The organism is Microbacterium sp. UBA3486, assembly GCF_002377845.1.
GTDB classification, from domain to species: Bacteria; Actinomycetota; Actinomycetes; order Actinomycetales; family Microbacteriaceae; genus Microbacterium; species Microbacterium maritypicum_A.
Genome location: NZ_DFQP01000083.1, coordinates 144420 through 157539, shown reverse-complemented (window position 1 = coordinate 157539; position 13120 = coordinate 144420). Strand labels below are relative to the sequence as shown.

12 protein-coding genes are annotated in these 13120 nt (G+C 68.6%); 6 read left to right on the top strand and 6 right to left on the bottom strand.

From position 1 onward, the window contains the following. Positions 1 to 1172, top strand: a 1172-nt coding sequence (gene efeB, locus B2869_RS12720; protein WP_292767157.1) for an iron uptake transporter deferrochelatase/peroxidase subunit, incomplete at its 5' end; no start/stop codon positions are given. 4 nt (positions 1173 to 1176) lie between these two features. Here efeB and B2869_RS12715 read toward each other — a convergent pair. Both B2869_RS12715 and B2869_RS12710 read right to left on the bottom strand, forming a co-directional pair. After that, positions 1177 to 2052, bottom strand: a complete 876-nt coding sequence (locus B2869_RS12715; protein ID WP_292767154.1) for a serine hydrolase domain-containing protein — start codon at positions 2050 to 2052, stop codon at positions 1177 to 1179. A gap of 10 nt (positions 2053 to 2062) precedes the next feature. Continuing rightward, positions 2063 to 3205 (bottom strand): acyltransferase family protein, encoded by a 1143-nt coding sequence (locus tag B2869_RS12710; protein ID WP_292767151.1) that lies wholly within the window; start codon positions 3203 to 3205, stop codon positions 2063 to 2065. 110 nt (positions 3206 to 3315) lie between these two features. Here B2869_RS12710 and B2869_RS12705 point away from each other — a divergent pair, with 110 nt between their 5' ends. From B2869_RS12705 to B2869_RS12695, 3 genes are read left to right on the top strand one after another with little or no spacing between them, the layout of a single operon-like run. After that, on the top strand, positions 3316 to 4542 hold the full coding sequence (locus B2869_RS12705; RefSeq protein ID WP_029265542.1) for an LLM class flavin-dependent oxidoreductase: 1227 nt from the start codon (positions 3316 to 3318) through the stop codon (positions 4540 to 4542). A gap of 1 nt (position 4543) precedes the next feature. Next, positions 4544 to 5188: an FMN reductase gene (locus B2869_RS12700; RefSeq protein WP_292767147.1), complete on the top strand. Its 645-nt coding sequence runs from the start codon at positions 4544 to 4546 to the stop codon at positions 5186 to 5188. Between the two features lie 51 nt (positions 5189 to 5239). Then, entirely contained in the window at positions 5240 to 6592 is a 1353-nt protein-coding gene (locus B2869_RS12695; protein ID WP_292767144.1) for an FAD-binding oxidoreductase, read from the top strand. A gap of 3 nt (positions 6593 to 6595) precedes the next feature. On the opposite strand, the gene B2869_RS12690 is transcribed toward B2869_RS12695, so the two are convergent. Beyond that, positions 6596 to 7285 carry a response regulator gene (locus tag B2869_RS12690; protein WP_136023728.1) on the bottom strand — a complete coding sequence of 230 codons (690 nt, stop codon included), beginning with the start codon at positions 7283 to 7285 and terminating at the stop codon, positions 6596 to 6598. Next, positions 7282 to 8562, bottom strand: a complete 1281-nt coding sequence (locus B2869_RS12685) for a sensor histidine kinase (RefSeq protein ID WP_292767139.1) — start codon at positions 8560 to 8562, stop codon at positions 7282 to 7284. The genes B2869_RS12690 and B2869_RS12685 overlap by 4 nt, the downstream gene beginning before the upstream one ends. Positions 8563 to 8707: 145 nt before the next feature. Here B2869_RS12685 and B2869_RS12680 point away from each other — a divergent pair, with 145 nt between their 5' ends. Continuing rightward, positions 8708 to 10147 carry a cation:dicarboxylate symporter family transporter gene (locus B2869_RS12680; RefSeq protein ID WP_292767135.1) on the top strand — a complete coding sequence of 480 codons (1440 nt, stop codon included), beginning with the start codon at positions 8708 to 8710 and terminating at the stop codon, positions 10145 to 10147. Positions 10148 to 10218: 71 nt separating this feature from the next. Here B2869_RS12680 and B2869_RS12675 read toward each other — a convergent pair whose 3' ends face one another. Next, positions 10219 to 10395 carry a DUF5302 domain-containing protein gene (locus B2869_RS12675; protein ID WP_017830923.1) on the bottom strand — a complete coding sequence of 59 codons (177 nt, stop codon included), beginning with the start codon at positions 10393 to 10395 and terminating at the stop codon, positions 10219 to 10221. Positions 10396 to 10426: 31 nt separating this feature from the next. Then, complete coding sequence (locus B2869_RS12670) at positions 10427 to 11011, bottom strand: DedA family protein (RefSeq protein ID WP_292767130.1); 585 nt, start codon at positions 11009 to 11011, stop codon at positions 10427 to 10429. A gap of 140 nt (positions 11012 to 11151) precedes the next feature. On the opposite strand from B2869_RS12670, the gene B2869_RS12665 reads away from it, so the two are divergent. Continuing rightward, entirely contained in the window at positions 11152 to 13092 is a 1941-nt protein-coding gene (locus B2869_RS12665) for a GDSL-type esterase/lipase family protein (RefSeq protein ID WP_292767127.1), read from the top strand. Positions 13093 to 13120 lie beyond the last annotated feature (28 nt).

Sequence of the window (13120 nt, the reverse complement as noted above, 5' to 3'; positions counted from 1 at the left end):
CCGGTGCGGGTCTCGCCGGCGGCGTCGCGCTCGGGCGGGCGCGTGCGGCGGAGGACGCGCATTCCGCATACGCGTTCTTCGGCGATCACCAGGCAGGCATCACCACTCCGGTGCAGGACCATCTGCATTTCGCCAGCTTCGACATGATGCCGCGCACGGATCGCGACGACCTCATCTCGTTGCTGCAGGACTGGTCGTACGCGGCCTCCCGCATGGCGCAGGGCCTCGAAGTCAGTGCGACGGGTGCGGTCGGTGGGCCGGCCGAAGCGCCGCCGGACGACACGGGGGAGGCGCTGGGGCTTCCCGCCGCCGGGCTCACGATCACGTTCGGCTTCGGGCCGGGGCTCTTCGAGAACGAGGACGGCGACCGCTACGGGATCGCCGCGCGGCGCCCCCCGGGGCTGGAACGGCTCCCGGCGTTCCTCGGTGACGATCTCGATCCGCAGACCTCTCACGGCGACCTGTGCATCCAAGCCTGCGCCGACGACCCGCAGGTGGCGGTGCATGCGATCCGCAACCTCAGCCGCATCGCCTTCGGCCGGGCTCGGCTGCGCTGGTCGCAGCTGGGATTCGGCAAGACGTCGCGCACGACGGCGACGCAGGCGACGCCGCGCAATCTCTTCGGGTTCAAGGACGGCACCGCGAACATCCTGGCCGATGACACCGAGGCGCTCGGCGATCACGTCTGGGTATCGGAGAAGGACGACCCGGCGTGGCTGGCCGGCGGGTCCTACCTCGTGGCCAGGAAGATCGCGATGCTCATCGAGACCTGGGACCGCGTGCGCCTGTCGGAGCAGGACACCATCATCGGTCGGGACAAGGGCGAGGGTGCACCGCTCTCCGGCGGAGACGAGTTCACGGCACCGGACTTCCACAGCAAGGCGATCGACGCGAACAGCCACGTGAGTCTCGCGCATCCGGAGAAGAACGACGGCATCCGCATCCTCCGCCGCGGCTACAACTACGTCGATGGGAACAACACGCTCGGACGCCTCGATGCCGGGCTCTTCTTCCTGTCGTACCAGCGCGATCCTGCACAGTTCATCTCGCTGCAGCGTCGGTTGTCGACAGATCTCATGAACGAGTACATCCGCCACGTCGGTTCGGGCATCTGGGCGGTGCCGGCGGGGGTGAAGCCGGGGTCCTTCGTGGGGGCCGGGCTGTTCGCCTGAGCGGTCACGGCTCGTGTGTGCTCGTGAGCGCCTCCACCGCGAACGCGGCGATGGCATCGGCGCCGAAGTGATCGTCTGCCGTGATCGTGACCACCGCGTCGTCGAGGAAGATGAGCAGCTGGCCGTAGGCGCCGTGAAGTCTCCACGCCGGCCCCGGCCCGCCCCATCCTGCAAGGGCGTAGCGATCGTAGTCCGCGCTCTCGCCGGCGACCCGCCATTCCGTGTGCATCGCGTCGATCCATCCTGGGGCGATCAGCTGTCGGCCCTCCCACACCCCGCGATCTCTGATCAGGAGTCCGAGACGGGAGAGCTCTTCGGTGCGCAGAGAGAGCCCGCCTCCGGCGACGATGCGACCCTGAGGGCTGCGCTCCCACTCCACGTCGATGATGCCGAGCGGGTCGAAGAGACGGGGGACGAGATAGTCGCCGATGTCTCCGACTAGCGCGGCCAGCGCCGTCATCGCGGTGTACGTGCTCGCGTTCGAGTACTGGAACGACCGTCCGCCCGACGGGCGTCGCAGGAACTCGCGGGCGAGGTCCGGCCAGTCCGTCATCAGAGTCTCCGACCAGGGCAGATCGATCCCGCTGGTCATCGAAAGCAGGTGCCGCAGCGTGACGTCCTCGACGCCAGCTCCCAGCTCGAAGTCGGGGAGGTACCTGCCGACGGGCATGTCGAGCGACACCGCACCCTCGTCGGTGGCCAGTCCCGCAGCCAGAACGCAGACGCCTTTCGCGACGGAGTGCACGTCCTCCCGCACGTCGTCGGTCCAGCGGTGGTCGGCGGTCTCGGTGGCGACGCGGACGTGCAGCCCGTGAGCGCCGAACCCCGTCTCCTCGATACGTTCGACGATGCGGTCTCGAACGGTCTGTGCGCGGCTCACACCTTCGAGGTTATCGTCCGGTCTGGCGCGGGCGCCGCGAGCCCGTCGGGTCGTTCCGGCGCCCCTCCTTGGAGGCCAGCGCCGGGTCGGCGAAGAGCCACCCTGGGCGGGGTTCCACCAGCGGGCGGAAGACCCACCTGACCGGCTTCGTCGCCAGCGCGAGGGCGATCAGCACTGACGCCACGGTGACGAGGGGGAGCCAGATCCAGGTCGGCTCGAGGCTCTGCAGGATTCCGCTCTCGCGGAAGGGGTACAGCACGAACGAATGCAGGAGGAACACGTACATCGTGTACTGGCCGAATGCCGTCCACCAGTGGGCGCCCCGTGGGATGAGGGCGAAGAAGGCGGCGCTGAGCACGACGGCGAGCAACATCAGGAGTATCCGCACCCCGCCGGCCCACCACTGCTCCCCGCCCAGGTCGGCATAGGAGTCCTCGTAGAAGAGCCAGTGCCGCAGGTCGGACGCCTGCCACAGCGGAAGCCAGTTCCAGGCCGCAAAGCCGGCCAGAGCGAAGATCGCGACGGCGCCGCCCCGGATCCACCAGGGGCGGAAGTCGAGGAGGCGGAACCTGTCGACGATGTCGTGCTCGCGCAGCCACCAGCCCAGCGTGAAGAAGGGAAGGAGCCCCAGGGTGCGGGACAGCGAGAACGTGCTGTCGACGTTCGGCAGGTATCCCACGCCGACCGAGATGATCACGGTCCACAGCAGTGGCCACCGAAGCAGTGCGAGGTACGGGAGCACGAGTCGGAAGATCCCGAGCGCGAGGAGGAACCACAGCGTCCAGCTCGGTTTCGTGATGTTCGGATCGACCTGGCCCTCGACCAGCCATTTGGTGAGTGTCCACAGCGTCTCGAAGATGACGTAGGGGAGCAGGATGTCCGTGACCACCCTGGCCATCTGCGTCTTGGAGGGCGAGCCGGACTTCGAGAAGTAGCCGGAGATGATGGCGAACGCCGGCATATGGAACGCGTACAACGCGAGGTAGAACGCGAAGGCGATGTCGGAGTCGTACGTCAGGCGCTGGATCGCGTGACCGAGCACGACGAGCACGATGCAGACGTAGCGCGCGTTGTCCCAGAACGGCACACGTCTCCGCCTGCGGGGAACCGATCCTGTGGTGGGCCCTGAGATGTCGGCGCCGGCACTGCTCATCGTTCGAGGCTACAGGCCGGGAATAAAGTTGAAGTGAGCGCGTTGACACAGATACATTCAAATGAATAGAACGGGATGCGAGTCGTCCGGTTCGGAGACACGGAGCAATCATGAGCGAGCAGTCAGGCGCGCAGGCGATGCAGTTCGGCATCATGTCGGTCAGCGACATCACCCGCGATCCCACCACCGGGATCACCCCCAGTGAGCAGGAGCGCATCAAGGCGACCACGGCGATCGCCGTACACGCCGAAGAGGTCGGACTCGACGTCTTCGCGATCGGTGAGCACCACAACCCGCCGTTCTGGTCCTCCAGCCCCACGACCTTCCTCGCGGCGCTTGCTGCGCAGACCGAGCGCCTGATCGTCTCCACGTCGACGACGCTCATCACCACGAACGATCCCGTGCGCATCGCCGAGGAGTACGCGATGCTGCAGCATGTCTCGGACGGCCGCATGGACCTCATGCTCGGTCGTGGCAACACCGGTCCGGTGTATCCCTGGTTCGGTCAGGACATCCGTCAGGGACTCCCGCTCGCGATCGAGAACTACGCCCTGCTGCACAAGCTGTGGCGTGAGGACGTCGTCGACTGGGAGGGCAAGTTCCGCACGCCGCTGCAGGGCTTCACGTCGACTCCGCGCCCCCTCGACGGGATCGCGCCGTTCGTATGGCACGGATCCATCCGCACCCCGGAGATCGCCGAACAGGCCGCGTACTACGGTGACGGCTTCTTCGCGAACAACATCTTCTGGCCCAAGGAGCACTACCAGCGCCTCATCGAGCTGTACCGCCAGCGCTTCGAGCACTACGGCCACGGCACACGGGAACAGGCGATCGTCGGTCTGGGCGGACAGGTGTTCATGGCCGCGAAGTCGCAGGACGCGGTGGACCAGTTCCGTCCGTACTTCGACAACGCGCCCGTCTACGGTCACGGTCCGAGCATGGAGGACTTCACCGAGATGACTCCGCTGACGGTGGGTTCCCCGCAGCAGGTGATCGACCGGTACGCCGCGATGCGCGAGCACTACGGTGACTACCAGCGGCAACTCTTCCTGATCGATCACGCGGGTCTGCCGCTCAAGACGGTGCTGGAGCAGCTCGACATCCTCGGTTCCGAGGTCGTGCCGGTGCTCCGCAAGGAGCTCGCGAAAGACCGCCCCGCCGCCGTGCCCGACGCGCCGACCCACGCGGCACGCGTCAGGGCCGAGTTCGGCGACGGTCCGACCCGTCAGGCGCGCCCCGGTGCCAACCGCGGTGACAACCTGACAGGCGATTCGCCCTACCAGGACAGCCCGGCCCCCGCAGGCGCAGCCTTCGGGCTCGGCCGCACGGAGGCGTGACATGGCCGTGCGTCGTATCGCCGTGGTCTCCGCCGGCCTGTCGAACCCGTCGTCCACGCGGATGCTCGCGGACCGACTCGCGGCCGAGACCGTGAAAGCCCTCGCCGAGCACGACATCGAAGCGAGCGTCGACGTGATCGAGCTGCGGGACTATGCGCACGACATCACGAACAACCTGCTCACCGGGTTCGCGCCGCCGGCCCTGGAGACGGCGATCAACACGGTGGTCTCCGCCGACGCGCTGATCGCGGTGACACCGATCTTCTCGACGAGCTACTCGGGGTTGTTCAAGTCCTTCATCGACGTGCTCGACCCGGATGCCCTCACCGGCACGCCTGTGCTGATCGGTGCGAACGCCGGCACCGCGCGGCATTCGCTGGCGATCGACTACGCGATCCGCCCGCTCTTCGCCTATCTGCATGCGGAGCCCGTCTCGACCGGGGTGTTCGCGGCATCGAGCGACTGGGGTGGGGCGGGAGACGACGTCGCGCCGCTCGCCAAGCGCGTCGAGAAGGGGGCCAGGGAGTTGGCGGAGGCGATCGCCCGACGCGAGGCGGCCGCCGTCGCCGACCCGTACGATCCGGCGACGTACCTGGGAGAGGGGCGTTCCTTCGGCCACATGCTCGGCGGTCTCGCGGGCGAGTGAGCGGCGCATGATGCCATCGACGATGTCCGAGGGATATCGTACGGTGGCGTCATGCCCACACACCCCGCGCTCGTCGCGCTCCAGGAACGACTCACCGGCACCTTCCTCCTCCCCGAAGACGACGCTTACGATGCAGCGCGACAGCCGTGGAATCTCGCGATCGAGCAGCGGCCGGATGCGGTGGCGATACCTGCCGACGTCGACGACCTCCGTGCACTGCTGAGTGCGGCACGCGAGTCCGGCACGCCGCTCGCGATCCAGCCGAGTGGTCATGGCGCCTCCGGATCCCTGGCCGGCACCGTGCTCGTGCGCATGGGTGCTTTCGACGATCTGGAGGTCGACCTCGAAAGCGGCATCGTCAGAGTGGGTACCGGCGTGCGCTGGGGAGCTGTCGTCGAGGCACTCGAAGGCACGGGGTGGGTCGCTCCTGCCGGAACCAGTCCCGTGGTGAGCGTCGCGGGGTACACACTGGGCGGCGGACACTCGTGGTTCAGCCGTACGGCGGGTCTCGGGTCCGACAACCTGCGCGCGGCGTGGGTGCTGCGCACCGACGGCACGCACGAGCGCGTCGACGACGACACCGATGCCGACCTCATGTGGGCGCTGCGGGGCGCCGGCGGCCTCGTCGGGATCGTGACCGCGACCGAGATCGATCTGGTGCGGGCACCCGCCGTCTGGGGGGCGAACCTCACCTTCGACGTCGCTGATGCCCCAGCGGTGGTCCGTGCCGTCCGCGACCTCGCAGCCTCGGCTCCGTCGACGCTCAACGTCTTCCTCAACTCGATGCGCATGCCGGACTCCCCGCAGCTTCCGGAGGAGATCAGGGGAAGGAGCTTCCTCACGGTCCAGGCGCTGTCGGCCGACGGGCCGCAGGAGGAGCTGATCGACACCATACGGCGGGCAGGGACGGTGCGCAGGGAGTTCACCGGGCCGACGTCGCCGGCGGCACTCGCGGCCGCCTCGAACGAGCCGACGGATCCCACGCCGGGGCGTGGGGCATCGATGGCGCTCAGCGTGCTCGACGATGCGACCATCGACGCCCTCCTCGAATTCCGGGAGCTGCCGGAGCAGTGGCCGATCATGGGCATCGACATCCGTATGCTCGGCGGTGCTCTCGATGCACCGCGGCGTGAGGGCTTCGCCTCGCTCGAATCCGTGGGCTGGCTGTTGCACGCGCTCGTGCCGGTGATCCCGGGAGTGCCCGCAGAACCGGGAGAGATGAGTCTCGAGGCCTTCCGAGAGCTGCTGGGACCGAACGAGGCATCGCAGACCGTGGCGACCTTCCTCGAACCGGAACAGACCCTCGAGCGCTGCGGGTCCGACGACGAGATCGCCCGGCTTCGTGATCTGCGTGCGCGCTTCGATCCGCACGCGGTGCTGCACGACGGACGGCTGCCGCGCTGACGGTCAGGTCCCCGGGCCGGGTCGCCTCTTCCAGTCGTACTCGGTCTCCGGCCGTCCGCGGGTCCCGTATCGCGCAGACCGCGTGAGCACGCCTTCGGCGACCAGGTGCTCCAGGTAGCGACGCACGGCGACCCGCGACATGCCGAGACGCTCGGCGGCCTCGCTCGCCGAGAGCGGCCCGTCGGTGCGCAACTCGGCGGTGACCCTGTCGAGCGAGGCCGCCGAGAGCCCCTTGGGGAGGGGGATCGTCGCGGTGGAGCGCCCGAGCAGGGCGTCGATTTCCGCCTGCGTCGCTTCGCCCTCGGTGCTCCGCGCCTGTTCACGGTGCGCACGGTACTGCTCCATCCGCTCGCGGAACACCGCGAAGGGGAACGGCTTGATCAGATACTGGAAGACACCGAGTGCGGCCATCTGTCGAACGGCGTCGGCGTCGCGGACGCCGGTGATGGCGATCACATCCACGGCCGCGGATCGCCCGCGAAGCGTGCGGAGCACGTCGATGCCGGAGCCGTCCGGCATCGTGATGTCGAGCAGAACCAGGTCGAAAGCATCGGGGCGCTCGAGCACGGCCCTCATGGCGGCTCGAGCCCCCGTGCACTCGCCGGCGACGACGAACCCGTCGAGGCGGGCCATGTAGTCGCGATGCAGTTCGAGGGTCAGAGCATCGTCATCGACGATGAGTGTGCGGATCATGCCGGAGACCTCCGTGGCCCTGCTGCGGGGAGGACGACCCGGAACGTCGTCGGATCGTCGCTCACGGTCACGGAACCGCCGGCGCCGGTGACCACGGAATGGACGAGCGCGAGCCCGACGCCGCGACCCTGCGCGTCGGCGGGCTTCGTGGAGTAGCCCTGGTCGAAGATACGCTCCCGCAGGGAAGGCGGGATGCCGGGGCCGCTGTCCGAGACCTCGAGCATGATCCCGGCACCGTGCGGGCGGAGCGAGACCTGAACCCAGCGGTCGTCGGACTCAGCGGCCGCGTCCATGGCGTTGTCCACGAGATTGCCGAGCACCGAGACGGCGTCCACCGGGGACAGCGGTGTGCGAGGTGTGTCGGGTTCGATGCGCACCCGCCAATCGATGCCGCGTTCCTTGGCCTGGGAGGCTTTGCCGAGAAGGAGAGCACCCACGGCGGGATCCCCGTGTCGTCGTGCGGTCACCTGGTCGACGAGCGACTGGCTCTGTCGAGAAGTCTCGGTGAGGATCTCGATCGCCTCGTCCCGGCGCCCGAGTTCGAGCAGAGCGACGGCGGCGTGCATCCGATTCCCGTGCTCGTGGGTCTGCGCGCGCAGGGCTTCGCCCAGAGTGCGGATCGATTCGTAGGAAGAGACCGCGTCGCGCACCTGACCGGGCGGCAGATCGCCCGCGATGCGGCGGGTCACGCGTCGGGCGATCACGGCACCGCTGGCACCGAGGGCGACGAGGCCGATCGTGATGCCGAGGGTGAGAGGCAGGCGGCGGATCAGGGTGTCGGTGATCGACTCTGTCGTCACGCCGGCCGAGACCCAGCCGATCAGCGCGCCGTCCGTCGTCGTCACCGGCGCGATGGTGCGCACCGAAGGGCCGAGAGTGCCGGTGAACTCCTCGGTGAGTGGAATGGGCGACGACGGGATCGTTCCCAGGTAGTGTCCGCCGATCTGGTCGGTGTCGGGGTGCGTGATCCGCGTGCCGTCCGGCGTCATGACCGTGATGAAGTCGAGTCCTGCACTGGCGATCACCGCGAGCGAATAGGGCTCGAGCACCGGGGTCGCGGAGCCTGGATCATCCCCGCGCAGGCCGTCGACCACCAGGGGCGAGGAGGCGAACGCGGCGGCGGTGGCCGCCGTCACCCGTTCGGCCTCGGCGCGGATCGACCGCTGCGCCTCGACCACCAGGTAGACGGCCACCAGCGCGCCGATCACGACGGCCGCGACGAGCAGCACCGCGAAGACTCGGGATGCGGCGCTGCGTGCGCGGGAGGTATGCGCCATCGCTTCCTCCGATCGTCGATGCTCCGGTGCCGTGACCAATACGACCACAACTCGCCTCCGTGCGCGAAGTCGGAGACCGTGAGATCTGATCGGCGGCGACGCAGCCGCCCACCAGACGAAGACGTCGATGATCGAGGAGGACGCGATGGCGCTCACAACAGGATTCTCACTGCCGAAATTCAATTGGCGGCGAGGGAAGCAATCGTGGGACCGGCACACCTGGCTGTATGTGTCCGTGCTGCTGGCGGTCGTCCTCGGCGCCGTCGTCGGTCTCGTGTGGCCGGAGGTCGGCCAGGCGTTCGAGCCGCTGGGCAAGGGGTTCGTCGCTCTGATCAAGATGATGATCGCGCCGATCATCTTCTGCACGATCGTCGTCGGGGTGGGATCGATCGCCAAGGCGGCCACCGTCGGCAAGATCGGCGGACTGGCGCTGTTGTATTTCATGATCATGTCGACCTTCGCACTCGCGATCGGCCTCGTCGTCGGCAACATCATCCACCCCGGTGCCGGTCTCGACATGGCCTCCTCGACCTACGATGCGGTCGAGACCGAGGCCAAGACCACGCAGGAGTTCATCCTCGGCATCATCCCGACGACGTTCTTCTCGGCCTTCACGGGGGAGAGCGTGCTGCAGGTGCTGTTCATCGCGCTGCTCGTCGGCTTCGCCCTGCAGGGGCTCGGCGATCGCGGTGCCCCGATCATGGAGGCTGTCAAGCAACTGCAGAAACTGGTCTTCCGCATCCTCGGCATGATCCTGTGGCTTGCGCCTCTCGGAGCCTTCGGCGCCATCGCCGCGGTGGTGGGCAAGACCGGTGTCGCCGCCATCTGGAGCCTCGGAACGCTGATGGTCGCGTTCTACATCACCTGCATCCTGTTCATCGTCGTGATCCTCGGAGTGCTGCTGTGGACGGTCACGCGGGTGAACATCTTCACCCTCATGAAATACCTCGCCAGGGAGTACCTGCTCATCGTCGGCACCTCGTCGTCGGAGTCAGCGCTGCCTCGACTGATCGCGAAGATGGAGTTCGTCGGCGTCTCCAAGCCTGTCGTCGGCATCACCGTACCGACCGGATACTCGTTTAACCTCGACGGCACGGCCATCTACCTGACCATGGCCTCGCTGTTCATCGCCACCGGTATGGGGCAGCCGATGACGATCGGCGAGCAGATCGGCCTGCTGGTGTTCATGATCATCGCCAGCAAGGGTGCAGCGGGTGTCACCGGTGCCGGTCTCGCCACCCTCGCCGGTGGTCTCCAGGCCTACCGCCCCGATCTGGTGGACGGTGTCGGCGTGATCGTCGGCATCGACCGGTTCATGTCCGAGGGCCGCGCGCTCACGAACTTCACCGGCAACGCGGTGGCGACGCTCCTGATCGGCACCTGGACGAAGCAGATCGACCGCGACCGTGTGCGGCGCGTACTCAGCGGCGAGCTGCCGTTCGACGAGTCCCTGCTCGACGGCGTCGACGCCCACGGAAACGCGGACGCTCCGCAGGCTGCGGACATGCAGGAGCTGCGTGAGGCGGCGGTCACCGAGATGGCGGCGAAGGAGGAGCGGGCCAGGCTTCGCGCCGATCGCGCCTGACGCGAGATCGCGCACGACGAGAGGGTGAGGGATGCGGGAGGCCGGCCGAGCCGGCTCCCGCATCCGCGCGGTCAACCGCTCTTGCGTCGGAACTCGCGCCGGGTCTGCGGGGCGTTCGCACTGTGCACGGCGGAGTCGCCGTCGAGGTGTGCCTCGCCCTGCCGGTGGTGCGCGTTCTTCTTCTCGAGCGCTTCCTTGAACTTGCGCTTCATCTCCTCGGACGAGGAGGCGCCTTCTTCGGTGCTCATGCCCCGAGCCTAGAGCAACCGGTCCGGCCGGTCATCCTCTGGTGCGGCGCACGCACAGGTCGATCACCGCTCCGAGTCCGATCGCGAGCACGATCGACACCGGCACCGCGACAAGGGGGCTGCCGGGAAGGATCGCCGCAACGGCTGCACCGACCGCCGCCTGGTAGAGCGCCCACCCGGTCGCGGCCAGGGCGACGAGAGCGAGATAGCGGGGAGGATGGATGCGCGATGCTCCGGCGACCAGGTTGATCGCCAGGCGCGCGAACGGCACGAACCGGGCGGTGAACAGCACCGTCGCCATCCCGCCGTCCAAGCGGCGTCGGGCCCACACCAGAGCCTGCTGCACACGGGGCATCCTCATCCACCGCCAGCGCTCGGTTCCCACCGAACGCCCGATGAGGTAGCAGCAGGCGTCTCCGACGGCCGCGGCGACGGCGGCGCAGATGACCACGGCCCAGAGCGGCGGGGAACCCGTGGTCACGGCGACGGCGCCGAGCGCCGTCACCGCGACCTCACCCGGCACGACGACGAAGAAGGCATCGCCGACGACGAGCAGACTCATCACCGCCAGGCTCCACGGGCTGGCGAGCGATGCGGTCAGCAGATCCGTCGGCACGTCGCCCACTGTGCCCGCGACGGGTGAACGGGAACCAAAGACCGGATAGCCGGTGACCCGTTCTCCAGCATCCGGTGAACATCTGGTGCAGGGGAGCGTCTCCGGCGCATGGAGCTCCCGAGTCCCGTCATCCTGGTGCTGTGAGAGTAGCGATCGTCACGGAATCCTTCCTTCCGCACATGAACGGCGTCACCGGCTCGGTGCTGCAGATCCTGCGGCACCTCGAGCGGCGAGGGCATGAGGCACATGTCGTCGCCCCCGCTGCGGTCGGCGTCCCCGCCGAGGTGAGCGGGGCACGCATCGACGCGATTCCGAGCCTCGCGCTGCCGGGGTACCGTCATGTGCGGGTGGGTACGTCGAGCGCTCGCCGGGTCGCGTCCTCACTCGCGCGCTTCCAGCCCGATGTCGTGCACCTCGCCTCCCCGTTCGCTCTGGGATGGCGGGGGGTGCTCGCAGCCGAACGCCTCGACCTGCCTGCCGTCGCCGCCTACCAGACCGATGTCGCCGCATACACCCAGCGCTACCGGATCGCGGCGACCACCGGCATCGCCCAGACTCACATCGCCCGCTTGCACAGGCGCGCGACCCTGACCCTGGCGCCTTCGGCTGACTCGGCCGGGCAGCTCGCCGCGCTCGGCATCGATCGCGTCCGGCGGTGGGGGAGAGGTGTCGATGCCGAACGCTTCCAGCCCGCGCGGCGCCAGTATGCGCTCCGCTCCGAGTGGGGCGCCGACGTCGTGATCGGCTATGTGGGACGCCTCGCTCCTGAGAAGCAGGTCGAAGACCTCGCCGCGCTCCGCGACATCCCGGGCACGCGACTGGTGATCGTCGGAGAGGGACCCAGCAGGGCACGGCTGCAGGGCCTGCTCCCCGACGCCCTGTTCCTCGGCCACCTCGACGGCGGTGAGTTGGCCGCGGCGATGGCGTCGTTCGACCTCTTCGTGCACCCGGGCGAGAGTGAGACCTTCGGGCAGACCCTGCAGGAAGCGCACGCGAGTGGCGTTCCCGTCGTAGCCACGGGGCGTGGCGGCCCGCTCGACCTCGTACGCATGGGAATCGACGGTTGGCTCTATCGGCCGGGCGACCTCGACGATCTGCGGATGCGCGTGGCCGATCTCGCCGGAGATGCGCGCAAGCGACGCGCGTTCGGCGATGCGGGGCGCGAAGCCGTGCAGGAGCGCAGCTGGGAGAGCGTGTGCGATCAGCTCCTCGGCCACTTCGACGAGGCTCGGATGCTGCAGAGGGCCGATTCCGGGGCGCGCTCCCGCCGCGTCGTGCGACCGGAACCGTCCGCGCCGGTCACCGCCCGTCGATGGCACCGCTACGTCGCTCTCGGCGACTCCCTGACGGAAGGACTGTGCGACCCGGCACCCGACGGTGCCCTCCGCGGGTGGGCCGACCGCCTCGCCCTGCTGCTCGCCGCCAGAGGAGGCCTGCACTACGCGAACCTGGCGGTCCGGTCCAAGCGCGTGCGCGACCTCACCGGCCAGCAACTGACGCGAGCACTCGAACTGCGCCCCGACCTCGCGTCGATCCTGATCGGGGCGAACGACCTCGTGAAGCGCCGTGTCGACGTCACAGCGCTCGCCGCGGAGCTCGAGGGGGCGGTGCGACAGCTGCGGGGGATCGGTGCCGACGTGCTTCTGGTGACGCCGTTCCTTCCCGGGCGCCGCGCGGCATCGCTCTACACGAGGAGGTTCTCCGCCTTCGCGACCGCATTGACCGGTATCGCGGCTCGCACCGGAGCGATCCTGATCGACACGGACCTGTATCCCTCATTGGGCGAGCGCCCGAACTGGGGCGAAGACCTGGTGCACCTCAGCAGTCGAGGGCACCGTTTCCTCGCCTATCGCGCCGGCGAGATGCTCGGAGTGCCCGATGCGGACACACTGGGAGTGCTCGATGCCGCGATGCACGAGCATGAGCCCATCGGCGCGGGGGTATGGTGGCGCCGTCACGCGCTGCCCTGGGTCTGGCGTCGGCTGCACGGGCGGGCGGCGGGCGACGGGCGGCTCGCGAAGCACGACGACTACGTCTACCTCGGTCGCTCGTCCGCAGCGAGGACGGCCTTCGTCCGCTGACCTCGTGCTCCGGTGGACTGTTCGGTGC